Raw genomic sequence first — 14360 nt, 5'->3', positions numbered from 1 at the left:
CTAAACTTTTCCAAATACAGCTTTATCAGATTCATTTCCATCTCCTACTCTCACAAATAATGGAATATCTCCATCTTGGCTTGTTATTAAATCCAAGACACATTGTTTTAAGTCTGGTCTATGATCCCGAGAATATCCTTTCTTAATAAAAATTGGTCTTTCTTTAATAATTTTTTCTTCTTCCTGTTTCTCTTTATCTTCTTCCCTTTTATATTCTCCATCTAAATGAAATGATGTGGAATCTAAATGGGAGTATTTAAGGTCTATTTTAATTTTTTTAATTACTTCTAAAACTACTTCAATAAAAATATCATTTAGTCCATATTTATATAATTCATCCATTACTCTCCCAATTTTATCATCATTAAGGTAATCAGGTTTAATTCTTTCTCCTAACAATTTCTCAATGGCTTTATCTTGAAAAAACTGACTGAATAAATATAGAGGTCTTGAAACAAATCCTAGTCCATTGATTAAAATAGACTTAACTACTGTACCTGCTGAGATTTTTTCTCTAACATCTATTCCTAATTTATTATTAATTATTTTGACTATTCCTATTTCATCAATTAAACCAGCTACTATCCCTAAATGGTCTAAATTTTTAACTTGTATTTCTTCTAAATAAGACATTTTTCGCTCTTTTTTTACAGAGGAAACAACTTAAGCAATTATCCCACTTTTTTGTCTTCAAGAGCTTAAGCAATTATACTTAATTATTAAACCCAGGCTTGTAGTATTTAATGCTACTTTTTGAAGTGCGGAATCTGGGTTATTAACTCCCCAAATTCTTCATGATAGTGGTCAATGGGGTTACAATTATCAACCCGGACGAGGAACAGCTGAAGTTCTACGAGACCAAGGGTTTCCGGTTCAGTTAGTTCCCTAATTCTCTTCTTTTACATTTTTTTTGTTACTGTGACCAAATTAATATTTGATCACAGTTTTTTAGTATATTTTCCTGATAAAGTCAACAAAAAATAGAGTTTATTGATAAAAATTAACAACGCTACTCATCAGGAATAGAACTGGTTAAAATAGAATTAAGGAATTAGGGTTAAAAGTTTATGATAACAACGACCTATGAAATAACACCAACGGTGAAAAGAGAAACAGCATTCATCCTTTGGTTTGAAGAAGTCGGTAGCAAAGATGTTGATTTGGTGGGAGGGAAAAACTCGTCTTTAGGGGAAATGATTCAACAATTACAACCTAAAGGGGTTAATGTTCCCACAGGATTTGCTACCACTGCTCATGCCTATCGTTACTATATCGAATCGGCAGGATTGGAGTCAAGATTAAGAGATTTATTTACTGATTTAGATGTTAATGATGTTACCAACTTACAAGAAAGAGGACAATTATCCCGATCTTTAATCTTAAATACTCCTTTCCCAAAAGAATTAGAAGCAGCCATCATTGAAGCTTATAAAATGCTTTGCGATCGCTATAGTCATGAGTGCAGTAAACTCCAGGAAAAATACAGGGAAGAATGTAAAATAGAAACCCAGAATCTTGATGTGGCAGTGCGTTCTAGTGCCACAGCCGAAGATTTACCAGAAGCAAGTTTCGCAGGACAACAAGAAACTTACCTCAATATTCATAGTGTTAAAGGTGTGTTAGAAGCTTGTCATAAATGCTTCGCTTCTTTATTCACAGATCGCGCTATTTCCTATCGTCATCATAACGGTTTTGATCACTTTGCCGTGGCCCTTTCCGTAGGGGTACAAAAGATGGTGAGATCAGATTTAGCTTCAGCCGGTGTGATGTTTTCTATTGACACAGAAACCGGATTTAAAAATGCTGCTTTAATTACCGCAGCTTATGGGTTAGGAGAAAATGTGGTACAAGGTGCCGTTAACCCGGACGAATATTATGTCTTTAAACCCACTTTACAAGACGGTTATCGTCCCATTCTAGAAAAACGGGTTGGCACTAAAGCTATTAAAATGATCTACGATACAGGGGGATCGAAACTGACTAAAAATGTGGACGTTTTGCCTGAAGAGCAAGAACAATTTTGTTTAAATGATGAAGAGATTTTAAAACTAGCAAACTGGGCTTGTATTATCGAAGATCATTACTCCCGAGTCAGGGAGACCTATACCCCCATGGACATCGAATGGGCAAAAGATGGACGCACTGGAGAACTATATATTGTCCAGGCCCGCCCAGAAACCGTACAATCCCAAAAAGCCGCTAATGTCCTGAAAACCTATAAATTACAAGACCATAGTACCGTTGTTGCTGTGGGACGCAGTGTGGGTGCCTCCATTGGTCAAGGAGAAGCCCGTGTTATCCTGGAAGCCAGTAAAATTGACCAATTTAAACCAGGGGAAGTTCTCGTTACCAACCGCACCGATCCCGACTGGGAACCGATCATGAAAAAAGCCAGTGCGATCGTTACTAACCAAGGGGGTCGAACTTGCTTTGATGGTAAGACAAAAATCCTGACTAATCAAGGGTTTATGACGTTGCGTCAAGTGTACGAACAGGGATATGAAGGGTTATCTACTTTATCACTTAATACGAAAACCCATAAAATTGAGTGGAAACCCATTTTAGATACTATGAAACGTCAGTCTGAAATGATTGATATTAGTGTCTCACAAACAGGAAGAATAACCGATAATACTTTACGTCTAACCCCTGACCATAAAATGGTCAATTTACGAGGAGGAAAGTACACAAAAACTGAAATTCAAGACCTATTGAAGCAACAAGAAATGTTGACAGTTGCTCAAACAATTCCCTCGTTAGGTAACAATAAACATCAAGAAGCGGATCTGGCTTATTTCTTAGGGGGAATCATTACAGATGGTTCAATTTATACCAGTTCAACCCGTGGAGAAGTCCAGTTTATTCAAAAAGATGTCCCTGAGAAACAGGCATTCATTAGCAAAATGAATGATTTGGCTAATAGTCTTTATGGTAAGTCTTTTACTGCGCACATAAAGCCTGTTTCTTCTAGTTATATTCGGGGACAAAAAGTTACAGGACAAGCAACTGCTTATCGACTTCATTCTAAAGCGATCGCCTATGATGTCAAAGAAAGGGAAAATAACATCACGCAACTGCTTCTAGAAAATGAAGCTGAACTTTCCTATCATTTCTTAGGAGGGGTTATTGATGGAGATGGTTGTTATCATAAGAACCGCCTTCATATCTATATTTCTGAAGAGAACTTATTACAAGCTGTAATTATTGCTTGTCTGAAAATGAATACCGTTCCTCAAGTTACTAAAAACCGCAATATTTATCATCTGCAAATTGTAGAAAAACTAGAGGTAATTTTACGCTACACCCAAAGAGTTAAAGGGGAAGTTACACCAAGAACTATTCAAACTCGCTTTTTTGCCACTCGTCAATTGTTTGAAAATCAAGAAACAGGACAAATTAAACTCCGTCAGGATAATAATTGTTTGATTTCTGATAAACAACTCCGTGAAATGGGAGAATTTGAGGAACTTATTGACGGCGATACGAGAATGCAGCGTGTCATTCAAGTAGGGGAAAAAAGTGACGGAGATGTTTACAATATTACGGTTGCTGAACACCATAATTATGTCGTTTTTACGGCTAAATATACCCCTGTTGTTGTCTGTAACTGTCACGCGGCAATTATTGCTCGTGAAATGGGAATTCCTGCAATAGTAGGTTGTGGAGATGCGACCGATAAAATCAAAACTCGTCAAGAAATCACCGTTTGTTGTTCAGAAGGAGAAAAGGGCAGGGTATATGATGGTTTATTACCTTTTGAAGTAGAAGAAACTCCTTTAGATAATTTACCTGTCACCAGAACGCAAATTTTGATGAATGTGGGCAACCCTGAAAAAGCCTTTTCTTTAGCTAATATTCCAGCGCAAGGTGTAGGTTTAGCTCGGTTAGAATTCATCATTGCCAACCATATTAAAGCCCATCCTTTGGCTTTGATGAAGTTTGACGAATTAGAGGATGAAGCGGTTAAGGAACAGATTGCAGAATTGACCAAACGCTATGATAATAAACCGCAATTTTTCGTCGACAAATTAGCTCACGGTGTGGCAACAATTGCAGCTTCATTCTATCCGAAACCTGTCATTGTACGGATGTCTGACTTTAAATCTAATGAGTATGCTAACTTATTAGGTGGACAAGGATTTGAACCGAAAGAAGATAACCCCATGATTGGTTGGCGCGGTGCATCTCGTTATTATGATCCTATGTATCGTGAAGCATTTGCTTTAGAATGTCAGGCCATGAAAACGGTACGGGATGATATGGGTTTGGTGAATGTTATCCCCATGATTCCGTTTTGTCGCACCCCAGAAGAAGGCAAAAAAGTAATTGCAGAGATGGCTAAAAATGGACTTAAACAAGGGGTTAATGGGTTGCAAATTTATGTAATGTGTGAGTTACCTAGTAACGTCATTTTAGCTGATCAATTTGCAGATGTATTTGATGGTTTTTCCATCGGTTCTAATGATTTAACTCAGCTTACTTTAGGTTTAGATCGGGACTCTGCCTTAGTTGCACAATTATTTGATGAACGCAACGAAGGGGTGAAACGCATGGTTAAATTAGCCATAGAAACTGCTAAGAAAAAAGGCCGTAAGATTGGCATTTGTGGTCAAGCACCTAGCGACTATCCAGAGTTTGCTAAATTCTTAGTAGAATTGGGAATTGATTCCATGAGTTTAAACCCTGATTCTGTCTTGAAAACCTTGTTAATGGTTGCAGAAGTTGAGAAAGGTTAGGGTGAATTTGGGTTCTCCAGGATATACTATGCTAAAAAACAGTTTTAAATCCGTGAAAGCAAAGAGTGGGCAAGCAATTAAGCTTTGAAAATCTGTAATTGTTGAGTATCAGCGTTAGATTTTTCCATCGAGGGGTATCTTTGTAAAACAAAAAATTACCTAAAACAATAATACTACCGAGTAAAACTACGGATACTTGAATTATATCCGTAGGTAATGCCGTGTTTTTTCGGCTGTACTCACCAAGTTATTAACCTACAATCAAGACTAGAAAATTGAAAAAGACTAAATAATTAATAGTAAGAGAAAAAATCATGGCCAGCGACTTACAGACTCCACTCCTCGAATATTTACGTCATAAACTAGCTATTCCTACTGATGCTTTAAAAATGGCTGTCAAGTTTACAGAAGCTTCTATGGGTTCTCTTCCCATGGTACTTTGGCAATACGGATTAATTGATTTACAACAGTTAGATGAAGTTTTAGATTGGATAGATAAACGAGATATTAACGACGTTGAATTAAGTTATTAACTTTCTTAATTGGTTAATTTTTTCGAGTCTTAGTTAAGACATTAGTTTAATAAATTAGTGAGAATGTTGATTATGACTACACCCTGCTTACCTCCTGATGATTTACCTTCTTTAGACCCTATTTACCGTGAACTTTCTTGGGAGTTAGAAGAAGTTACTGGCGAAATATTTTACAATAATTGTGATCCAATTATACAAGATGTATTAAAGCAATGCGGATGGGATATCACGATTAGAAGAAAAGGATTATTTTTAGTGGTTATTTGTCCTAATAATTCCTTAAATTGGCAAATTTTAAAATCTCTTCCCTTATTAGCTGATAGTTTACAAATGCTAAGTAATACAGCAAAAATTAGAATTTATCCCCCACCAGGAACTGGTACTCCTATGGATGTGATGGTAGAAGATTCTTTTTTGTAACTGAAATTATAACAACAATGATGAAAAAAATAGAGGGAATATAGTATCAAAGTTAGACTAACAATATATACATTTTATCCCCTAATATTACAAAGGTATTATCAAAAATTACAACATTAAACAGTCAGAACAGGTAACTGAGGTGATACTATTTGAAAAGAGTCAACAAAAACTAAATCACTATGTTGATAGCCTCCATTAACCATAGCAATTAAATCATTACTCTGGGTGAAAATATTGGAACCTTGGAATAAGTAGTCACTCTTACTACCTCCTAATTGAATTCTATCGGTTCCTGTTTGGAAATCAGCAATAAAAGCATAGTCAGAAGCACCATTACCCACATAGTAAGATGTAGCATCACCAGTAAGCAATAAACTACCAGCATCTCCTAACCAGAAGGTATCTTGACCAGCATTTCCCAATAAAAAATCAACTTCGTTCAATCCTGGTTGGACACTATTACGATCAACACCAACTAAAATATCGTTACCATCTCCTCCTAAAATAGTATCATTTCCTGTTCCTCCCTCTAGATAATCATTGCCACCTCTTCCATCAATAATGTCACTACCTCCATTACCAAAAAGACGATTTCTTTGATTATAACCAAAAATACTATCACCTTGATCAGTTCCTTCGACGTTATCAAAGTTAATAACCGTTCGACTCAAAGGACCAACAACAGGAATATTATTAACATTTAGGGTATTGGTATTAAGATCAACATTAATAGAGACAGGACTTCCTGCACTAGAAGTATCGATGGTATTATTACTAACAGAAGGCGTCAGCAATAATGGTTTCCACCAACACTAATTGATCGGTTCCCAGACTACCCTTTTCAACGGTTCCTGTGGGTAAAAGAGTAATAGATTGACCCAAAGAACCATAATTAACTGTATCATTACCAGAACCACCGTCAACTAAATCATTTCCTCCTGTTCCAAAAAAGGTATCATTCCCTCCATTAGCAATTAACTGGTTATCCTGACTATCTCCAGTAATGGTATCGCTTTGATTAGTTCCTATGAAATCATCAAAGTTGATAACAGTTCGAGTTAAAGTACCAACAAAGGGAATATTATTAACCGTTAATGCTTGATTTTGTAAATTAACATTGACAGAAACAGGCGCCCCAGCAGTAGAGGTATCAATGGTATTATTACTAGCAGAAGCATCAGCAATGATTCTTTCGACTTCCACTAGGGTATCAGTGCCAAAACCACCACCTTTTTGAATGATTCCTGTGGGAAGAAGAGTGATAGATTGACCTAAAGAACTATAGTTGACTGTATCTTTTCCGGCTTCTCCTTCAAAGATATCATCACCCTCGCTACCATAAAACGTGTCATTGCCGTTACCACCACTGATAGTGTCGTCCCCTCCATCACCATAGAGAAGATCGTTTCCATCCCCTCCACTGATGTAGTCATTTCCGTCACCACCTCTGACGAGATCGTTTCCACCTAAAGCGAAAATATCATCATCACCATCCAAACCACTAATAAAATCATTCTTGGATGTTCCGATGAGAAAGTCATCCCCAGGGGTCCCTGAGATAGGGTGATAGAAAGGAACAAGAATAGGTGTGGTGGGAACCAAAACTAATTCATCCAAGTTAAATATTAATTCATCCATGATTTTTACAAAAGTTTACATTTTATCTGTTTTAACTTTAACATATTTTTACAAACAAGGAGAAAATTCGTCTATGTATATTTCTATACATAGACGAATCAATATTGTAGTCATTAACTAATTTCGATAGTTAGTCCATAAAATAACACCATCTTTCTCATATTTAAGTTTATAATTGTTATTATTTTTCAATTTTTCAAATAAATTAGTAACAGTCTCTTCTGAGTTTTCCCATCCTGGATAACGAGTATTCAGTAAGATATAATCAAACTGTTCTATATCAATTGGTTCTCGATCTTTGATAGCTAATTTAATAACAGTACGATGGGTTAAATGAGGAGATATCTGTGGTGAAGTTAAGACTTTTACCTCGCCAGGGATTAATTTAACTGCTTCTCTCATAGCTGATGTTGTTTCTATTTGTTCTAAGTATCGAGAGGTAAAATAACCATACTTTCCTAACGCTAAAAAGGCAATGAGTGACCAAATAATAATATATCTAGGGTTGCGAATTAATCCTTTCTGTGCTACTAAAGTTGCGATTACTGACAACAACAGAAAAGGTAAAATAGCAATTGAATATTGATGTACTAAATCTTTTTGTGGCTGATAATCTGTTAATATATTTAGAGCTAAAAAAGGAATAGCAGCAACTAAAGGTGTTAAACAACGAATATTTAAGCCCCAAATAACAGGAATAAATAATAAGATAATATATTCTAAATTGGCTAAAGTAAAAACACGGCTCAAGATAATATTAGGTTGTAAAAATAAATTAGTGATGATTTCTGTTACCGAGTCCCCTAAAAAAGAATAACGTCCCACCGCAGCTACTTCATCCCCACTAAAGCGAGGAATAATTAATTGTGTGGTGATAATAAACCAAAATACACCAAGAAATAATGATATCAATCCAGACTTTTTTCTTTTTTCAAAAAATAATAACCAGACTCCCATTGCTGCAACAGTTAAAGATAAAACTGCTTTACAACTTAAAATTAAAACAATAGCAATAATAAACTGTACAAACTTCTTTGCTCTCGCTGCCAATACTGCCCAAAATATTACTGGTAAAGCAATGACTTCTGAATGAAAATCAAATAAATTAACATTAAAAATCAAAGGATAGAGTAAATAAACTCCAACTATAGTTAAAGAGAAATTATCTTTTAAACCTGCTTGCTTTGCCAATAACCATAAAGGTATAATAGCAGAAGATAAAGCCACTGCTTGGACTAAAAATAACCAATGCACATTAGGATAAATAATATAAAATAACGCCAAAGGATAAAAAATAAAAGCAGCATGATCCCCTAAAATATGATCCTCAGAAAAAGAAACAATGGGGGGTTTTCCTTGACTAATTAGATAAAGAGATTGATCAAACCAACCTAAATCTAAGGCATTAGATTGAAATAACCAATGACGTAAACTTGCACAAAAAAATAAAACTAAACTACTAATACCAAATATTAGCCAGAGTAAACGAGGAATTTTCATCATTTCCACTTTAAAAGACAGTAGAGACGTTTCATGAAACGTCTCTACATAAAGATAGATTTGATTATATCTAGTTCCTGATTTAAACCAATCTAAGTGTAAGCTCATTTATAAATCATTGATCTCTGAACTCCGAACCCCTAACTCCAAACTCATACTAATTAACGATTTTCCGACCGATAAAAAGGCTTTTTAACTACTTTCGCAGGGTACAATTTTCCTCTGATTTCTACCTCAACAGTTGTTCCTTTTTTGCTTAACTCAGTAGGAAGATAAGCTAAAGAGATCGCCTTTCCCAATGTGGGTCCGATAGTACCGCTTGTCACCTCCCCGACAATTTTGCCCCCAGAAGCCACCGGATAGTCATGACGGGCGATATGTCGTCCTTCCATTTGTAAGCCCACTAAACGCCGTTTAACCCCTTCTGTGGCTTGTTTTTCCAATACCTCTCGCCCGATAAATTGCTCTTTTTTATCCAAATGCACCAGCCATTTTAAACCAGCTTCTAAGGGAGTGGTGCGATCGTCGATATCTTGTCCATAGAGACACATAGCTGCTTCTAAACGTAGGGTATCCCTGGCCCCTAAACCACAAGGAGAGACATTGGCTTCAATTAGCGATCGCCATAACTCTTGTCCACCTTCCGAGGCGATCATCACCTCAAAACCGTCCTCTCCAGTGTATCCCGTGCGAGCGATAAAAGCAGGGTATCCTAATACCTGGGTTTCTATGTGGCCGAAGAAAGATAGTTGCGTTAGATCCGCTTCTACGAAGGGCTGTAATTTTTCCACCGTTTGGGGACCTTGTACGGCTAATAAAACCTTTTCTGGAGATAAGTCGCTAAAATTAACCTTGTGTGTCCCTAAATGCGATAATATCCACTGTTTATCCTTATCTTTAGTGGCTGCATTAGCGATAATCACAGCTTTATCTGGCCCTTGACAGTAAACGATAATATCATCGATAATGCCCCCATCTGGGTTCAATAGTACGGTATATTGAGCTTGACCAGGGTTTAAACGGCTCAAGTCCGAAGGAACAAGAGACTGTAAGAGAGAAAGCCAACCCTCTCCCTCCAAGCTAAACTTAGCCATGTGAGAAATATCAAACATTCCCACCTCGTTCCTTACCGTTTGATGTTCTAACTTTAGCCCAGTAAACTGTACCGGCATTTCCCAACCAGAAAACGCTGTCATTTTCGCTTTCTGTTCTACAATGAGATCGTATAAAGGAGTGCGCAAAAGAGAATTAGCCACGGGAATTTATTAATAATCAGCGAGTTCCATTTTAGCGTAATTTCGGCACAATTTAGCTTTTAAATAAGTTGCTCTTTAGGCTGCTACGACAAAACTTAATTGAGGGATTATTCTTTTAATTATTAAGTATCATGGATCATTTTTTTCGATTTGAACAAGAATTTATCGAGTCTTTACATTGTATTCCGATGATTGTCCGTTTCAAGTTAGATACTTGTGGGGTTAAATTAAAATTAATGCACTGGAATCAGTTTACTTCCCAAGAAAAACAAGTATTAATTAATATGGCTTGTCAAACTCAAGAAGAAGTAAAAATATATCGAGATTTTTTAGAAACATTAGTTACTGAAAAAACAGGAACTCCTGCAAAAAGTTTACCCATTGATGATAATCCCCCTTGGTTTAATAGTGAGCATATTCCTGTAGAAATTCAAGAAAAAGCAACAGAATTTAACAAAAAAATTAGTCTAGAAAAATGGGATAAACTGACCCCATTACAAAGATTTGCTCTAATTAAATTAAGTCGTCCTAGTCATGAAAATAGTAACTTTTTTCCTGCTTTAGAGGAGTTTAATTTATAACTCTGGTTTAACAGTAGATGAATTTATTGAATTACTTTAAGTTAAGGAAATTAAAGCTGACGAAACAATTGAGGAGTGATACCTGTCCAACGTTTAAAGGCACGACTAAAATGGCCTTGTGTTGAATATCCTAACGCTTCGGAAATTTCTCTAAGGGTAAGATTAGATTCTTTAAGTAGGGTTTTTGCTAGTTCAAATTGTATTTGATTAATTATTTCGGTGTAACTTATTTCTGCTTCTTTTAATCGTCTTTGTAAGGTTCGAGAACTCATCCCTGTAATGTCAGCAACTTCCTTAAGATTAGGGTAATTATTGCTTGATAAAGATTGTATGACTTGTCTGAGAGAACCAACAAAATCTCTTGCTGGAGTCGATAAATTTATAGGAGAAGAAAGATCGGGGGAATCTGTTGAGGTTTGAGTTAAACTTAAAAGAGTGGAATCAATTGCGATCGCTGTCAATTTTTGTTTATATTTAATCTCGGTATTTTGTAAAGGTTTAAATTGTTTAATACTAGAATTTTGTTTCATTTGTAAACAAATTTTTGACGGTTGCCAATGTTTTAAACCAGTCGTGTAGCGAACCAAATTAATCATTAACATTAATGTATAAGCTTCTACTGCCTTTTGTCCAACGGCAATTTCTGGAATTCCTTGACGACAAAACCAAATTTCAGAACCTTTTTCAGATAACCATAAATTAGCTTGAGAACTGTGTAATCTGGTGAATAGACAAAGACGATTTAGAGCATCATAAGCGGTTAAACTAGGGTACATTAACCCCAAAACAAAATCAAAATTTCCCTCGTTTCCTGTGTGTAAACCAAATTCAATAGCTGAACCATTTCCTTTTCCTGCTCTCTCAATAAAATCCCAAACTTGATATTCTGGTAATAATTTTTCGGGAGTATTTAAAACATCAACCCTAATTTTAGATTGTTCTAAAAATTTGTTACTATTAGCTCCAATTTTATCCATAAAAGTTAGGTAAGGTTCTAATTGACTGGCACGAATTAAAGGAATGGCTTTCACAGCAGTTTTCAATTTAGTGTATTAATATTTATTATTTTAAGGAATTTTAGCAAATTGGCGTGATCGGGTAAAGACATTTATCTGTGAGTGTGAGATCCTTAATTTTGCTGACCAAAAATTACCAGTCAGGAATGAGTTGAAAGATGAAAAAATCATTAATTTTTGCTTTGACTGCTTCTTTGGTATCAATTTTATGCAATGATTATGCTGTTGCTGACATTTTTTCTGAGGAAGCAAAATTAGGGGCGAATGCAGGGGCCATGAACTATTGTCGAGGGAATTTTATGACAGAAGATGACAATGGACGTTATAACATTTTAGCCCTGAAAACCTTAGAAGATTTTAACCGTTTATCCAGTGGGGACAAAGTGAAAGCTCTTGTCTATAAAAAAGCCGCTGAAAATGGTGATTATTTAGGGGAACCATTAACTCAAGAACGGTGTGAAAACCTACGCCAACTATTATATGTTCAATATGGTAGACCTAGTGTCAGTAATTGATAGATAGTAATCAGGTTTCAGTTGTGAGAATTAATGTTGAAACTTATCCCCCCTAACACCCCTTTGTAAGGGGGGAACTAAAGGGGGGATCATTAATGGGAGTTAGGGGGGATCTCGACAATCTCATAAATCATTACTGATTGCTATAAATTGGATCTAAGTTGTTTAGTTTGAGAGAGGTTATAGAACCATGAAAAATAGTTTGCGTCTTAGCTTTTCTGATAATTTATCTACTCCTGATTTAATTGCACTGGGTATTTCCCTTATTGCAGCTTATTTGGGACTATTTAGTGGTCATAAATCCTTCAGTAAAGAGTTAGTTCTGTTTCTACTCTTTTTAAATAGTTTGGATTTGTCCTTAGTTTTATTAATGGGTAAAAGCTTTGCCCAATACAAAGAGACCATTAGTAGCTTTTTGCGATCGCCTAAATTTATTGGGGTTGATATTTTCCCTGCTTTATTAATTGCAGAATTTATCTATGGACTTTTTCTAAAAGGTTTCTTTTTAGAACTCATGGCCTTTATCGTTACTTATTTAGTCATGAGAGTTCTGAGGTTAAAAATTATTGCCTCTCTTCATTAGGAATTAATTTGACCATCGAAATTTTACTCACAAAATAGTCAAGATCTATTATGACAAGAGCTAGTGATTTTAAAACCTTAAAATGGCGTAATATTGGCCCATTTCTGGGGGGGCCGTGGCACTTGTGTTGTCGGCCATCCCACTGATAAACAAGTTTTCTATCATGGTCATTCTTCCGGGGGACTCTGGAAAACCGAAGATGCTGGTCAATATTGGATACCCGTGGGTGATGGACAATTTAATATGGGTTCAGTGGGTGCGATCGCTATTTCTGAGCAGAACCCCGATATTATGTATGTGGGTTTAGGTGAACCTCAAATCCGTAATAGTGCATCCTGGGGAGATGGGATCTATAAAACCACCGATGGTGGTGCAACTTGGCAACATATTGGTTTAAAAGAAGCTCGTCATATTGCTAAAATTCGACTCCATCCTGATAACCCTGATGTGGTTTATGTTGCTTCCATGGGTCATGGTTTTGGCCCTAACAAAAAAAAGGGGGTTTTTCGGTCCCAAGATGGGGGTCAAACCTGGGAAAATGTCCTCTTTAAGAGTGAAAATACTGGATGTATCGACTTAATTGTTAATCCTAGCGATCCTAACGTTATTTTTGCCGCCATGTATGAGTTTGAACGCAAAACTTGGGGTGCAAAAACAGGGGGTCCAGAAAGTGGACTTTGGCGATCGCTTGATGGTGGCGATACCTGGGAAGATATTAGTGGTAATACAGGAATGCCGGCAGGACAAATGGGACGCATTGGTATTGCTATGTCTCAAGCTGATCCTAATCGTGTTTATGGTTTAATTGACTCAGAAACGAAAGCAGGGTTATATCGTTCCGATGATTTAGGGGTAAATTGGTCTTTTGTCTCTAACCCAGATTCCGCACTTCAAAATGTAGTATAAAAAAATACATAGTTTTAAAAAGTCCGAAAATCATACCTGGGCAAGAATATTTCTCTTTTCATTAAATTTTTAGGAAAAATAATCAAATTAAGAAGATTTATACTCATTGAAAACTTAGCAAGACTCAGCACAAACGAAGGAGAGTTTCCTCTTCTCATTTGATATCATTAGACTCTTATTCTTTTATTATTTTTGCTTTATCCAATTCAATTTATAGATAATATCTTTGACAAGATGCAGGTAATAAACTCAATATAAAACGCCTTTCTTCTGTTAAATTGACAATTTGTTTAACTCCGTTTAAAATCACATAATGAATACCTTGAAAACATTGAAATATCCACCTCAAAGTCGGACGCAATGTTACTTTCCCTACTTGATTATTCATTCCTTTTTTGACTCTTTTTAAACAATTTCTTAATTCTCTTTGCCCCAAGTTATAAATCAACAAACACAAAGACATTAAAAATAACATTGTTTCTATTCTTTCTGGTTTTTCAACGAAGAAACTATCAGTAAAAAATAAGGGATCTTTCAAAAATCGAAATCCTCTTTCCGTAGATTGCTGGTTTTTATAAGTTATCAGAATTTCACTAGCTTCTAATTTATTTTCCTCTACTAAGTTAGTTGCTAAAATAATTTTCCTGCTTCTTTAGTCTTTCTACTTATCTCT

The 14360-nt window shown here is 35.8% G+C and carries 12 protein-coding genes and 2 pseudogenes; 7 read left to right on the top strand and 7 right to left on the bottom strand.

Going from position 1 to position 14360, the window contains the following annotated elements:
• A pseudogene (locus CWATDRAFT_RS23020) lies at positions 1 to 633 on the bottom strand (IS1634 family transposase); the annotation flags it as partial.
• Between the two features lie 434 nt (positions 634 to 1067).
• On the opposite strand from CWATDRAFT_RS23020, the gene ppsA reads away from it, so the two are divergent.
• The 3 genes from ppsA (at position 1068) to CWATDRAFT_RS23005 (ending at position 5689) form a co-directional block, all read left to right on the top strand.
• Positions 1068 to 4736, top strand: coding sequence for a phosphoenolpyruvate synthase (gene ppsA, locus CWATDRAFT_RS23015; RefSeq protein ID WP_007307258.1), 3669 nt, complete (start codon positions 1068 to 1070; stop codon positions 4734 to 4736).
• Between the two features lie 314 nt (positions 4737 to 5050).
• A complete protein-coding gene (locus CWATDRAFT_RS23010; RefSeq protein ID WP_007307259.1) occupies positions 5051 to 5269 on the top strand; it encodes a DUF2949 domain-containing protein in 219 nt (72 codons plus the stop codon).
• A 72-nt stretch (positions 5270 to 5341) separates the two neighbouring features.
• Positions 5342 to 5689, top strand: a complete 348-nt coding sequence (locus tag CWATDRAFT_RS23005) for a hypothetical protein (RefSeq protein ID WP_007307260.1) — start codon at positions 5342 to 5344, stop codon at positions 5687 to 5689.
• A 116-nt stretch (positions 5690 to 5805) separates the two neighbouring features.
• Here CWATDRAFT_RS23005 and CWATDRAFT_RS36740 read toward each other — a convergent pair whose 3' ends face one another.
• From CWATDRAFT_RS36740 to gcvT, 4 genes are all read right to left on the bottom strand, one after another.
• On the bottom strand, positions 5806 to 6486 hold the full coding sequence (locus tag CWATDRAFT_RS36740) for a calcium-binding protein (protein WP_007307256.1): 681 nt from the start codon (positions 6484 to 6486) through the stop codon (positions 5806 to 5808).
• Complete coding sequence (locus CWATDRAFT_RS36735) at positions 6467 to 7330, bottom strand: calcium-binding protein (RefSeq protein ID WP_007307255.1); 864 nt, start codon at positions 7328 to 7330, stop codon at positions 6467 to 6469. The genes CWATDRAFT_RS36740 and CWATDRAFT_RS36735 overlap by 20 nt, the downstream gene beginning before the upstream one ends.
• Positions 7331 to 7447: 117 nt before the next feature.
• Positions 7448 to 8833: a DUF2079 domain-containing protein gene (locus CWATDRAFT_RS22995; RefSeq protein ID WP_042712213.1), complete on the bottom strand. Its 1386-nt coding sequence runs from the start codon at positions 8831 to 8833 to the stop codon at positions 7448 to 7450.
• Between the two features lie 158 nt (positions 8834 to 8991).
• The gene (gene gcvT, locus CWATDRAFT_RS22990) at positions 8992 to 10086 is read right to left on the bottom strand and encodes a glycine cleavage system aminomethyltransferase GcvT (RefSeq protein WP_007307253.1); all 1095 of its coding nucleotides are present in this window, start codon (positions 10084 to 10086) and stop codon (positions 8992 to 8994) included.
• A 131-nt stretch (positions 10087 to 10217) separates the two neighbouring features.
• Between gcvT and CWATDRAFT_RS22985 the strand changes: the two genes are divergently transcribed.
• Positions 10218 to 10667, top strand: a complete 450-nt coding sequence (locus tag CWATDRAFT_RS22985) for a nitrate reductase associated protein (RefSeq protein ID WP_007307261.1) — start codon at positions 10218 to 10220, stop codon at positions 10665 to 10667.
• A gap of 50 nt (positions 10668 to 10717) precedes the next feature.
• Here CWATDRAFT_RS22985 and CWATDRAFT_RS22980 read toward each other — a convergent pair whose 3' ends face one another.
• Positions 10718 to 11710, bottom strand: a complete 993-nt coding sequence (locus CWATDRAFT_RS22980; protein ID WP_007307252.1) for an AraC family transcriptional regulator — start codon at positions 11708 to 11710, stop codon at positions 10718 to 10720.
• A gap of 131 nt (positions 11711 to 11841) precedes the next feature.
• On the opposite strand from CWATDRAFT_RS22980, the gene CWATDRAFT_RS22975 reads away from it, so the two are divergent.
• The 3 genes from CWATDRAFT_RS22975 to CWATDRAFT_RS22965 all read left to right on the top strand — a co-directional run bounded on the left by CWATDRAFT_RS22975 (position 11842) and on the right by CWATDRAFT_RS22965 (position 13687).
• Entirely contained in the window at positions 11842 to 12198 is a 357-nt protein-coding gene (locus tag CWATDRAFT_RS22975) for a hypothetical protein (RefSeq protein ID WP_007307262.1), read from the top strand.
• Between the two features lie 190 nt (positions 12199 to 12388).
• Complete coding sequence (locus CWATDRAFT_RS22970; protein ID WP_007307263.1) at positions 12389 to 12781, top strand: hypothetical protein; 393 nt, start codon at positions 12389 to 12391, stop codon at positions 12779 to 12781.
• Positions 12782 to 12874: 93 nt separating this feature from the next.
• Positions 12875 to 13687 carry a beta propeller repeat protein gene (locus tag CWATDRAFT_RS22965; protein ID WP_007307264.1) on the top strand — a complete coding sequence of 271 codons (813 nt, stop codon included), beginning with the start codon at positions 12875 to 12877 and terminating at the stop codon, positions 13685 to 13687.
• Positions 13688 to 13898: 211 nt separating this feature from the next.
• Here the strand turns inward: CWATDRAFT_RS22965 and CWATDRAFT_RS22960 are convergent.
• Positions 13899 to 14360 (bottom strand): annotated as a pseudogene (locus CWATDRAFT_RS22960) (IS1634 family transposase); the annotation flags it as partial.

Origin of the sequence: Crocosphaera watsonii WH 8501, assembly GCF_000167195.1 — a bacterium.
GTDB classification, from domain to species: Bacteria; Cyanobacteriota; Cyanobacteriia; order Cyanobacteriales; family Microcystaceae; genus Crocosphaera; species Crocosphaera watsonii.
Note: the sequence above shows the minus strand (reverse complement) of the source record. Positions and strands in the feature narration are given on the sequence as shown.

Coding starts and splice junctions, on each gene's coding strand:
- ppsA (WP_007307258.1), top strand. CDS start 1,068: ATGATAACAACGACCTATGAAATAACACCAACGGTGAAAAGAGAAACA.
- CWATDRAFT_RS23010 (WP_007307259.1), top strand. CDS start 5,051: ATGGCCAGCGACTTACAGACTCCACTCCTCGAATATTTACGTCATAAA.
- CWATDRAFT_RS23005 (WP_007307260.1), top strand. CDS start 5,342: ATGACTACACCCTGCTTACCTCCTGATGATTTACCTTCTTTAGACCCT.
- CWATDRAFT_RS36735 (WP_007307255.1), bottom strand. CDS start 7,330: ATGGATGAATTAATATTTAACTTGGATGAATTAGTTTTGGTTCCCACC.
- CWATDRAFT_RS22995 (WP_042712213.1), bottom strand. CDS start 8,833: ATGATGAAAATTCCTCGTTTACTCTGGCTAATATTTGGTATTAGTAGT.
- CWATDRAFT_RS22985 (WP_007307261.1), top strand. CDS start 10,218: ATGGATCATTTTTTTCGATTTGAACAAGAATTTATCGAGTCTTTACAT.
- CWATDRAFT_RS22975 (WP_007307262.1), top strand. CDS start 11,842: ATGAAAAAATCATTAATTTTTGCTTTGACTGCTTCTTTGGTATCAATT.
- CWATDRAFT_RS22970 (WP_007307263.1), top strand. CDS start 12,389: ATGAAAAATAGTTTGCGTCTTAGCTTTTCTGATAATTTATCTACTCCT.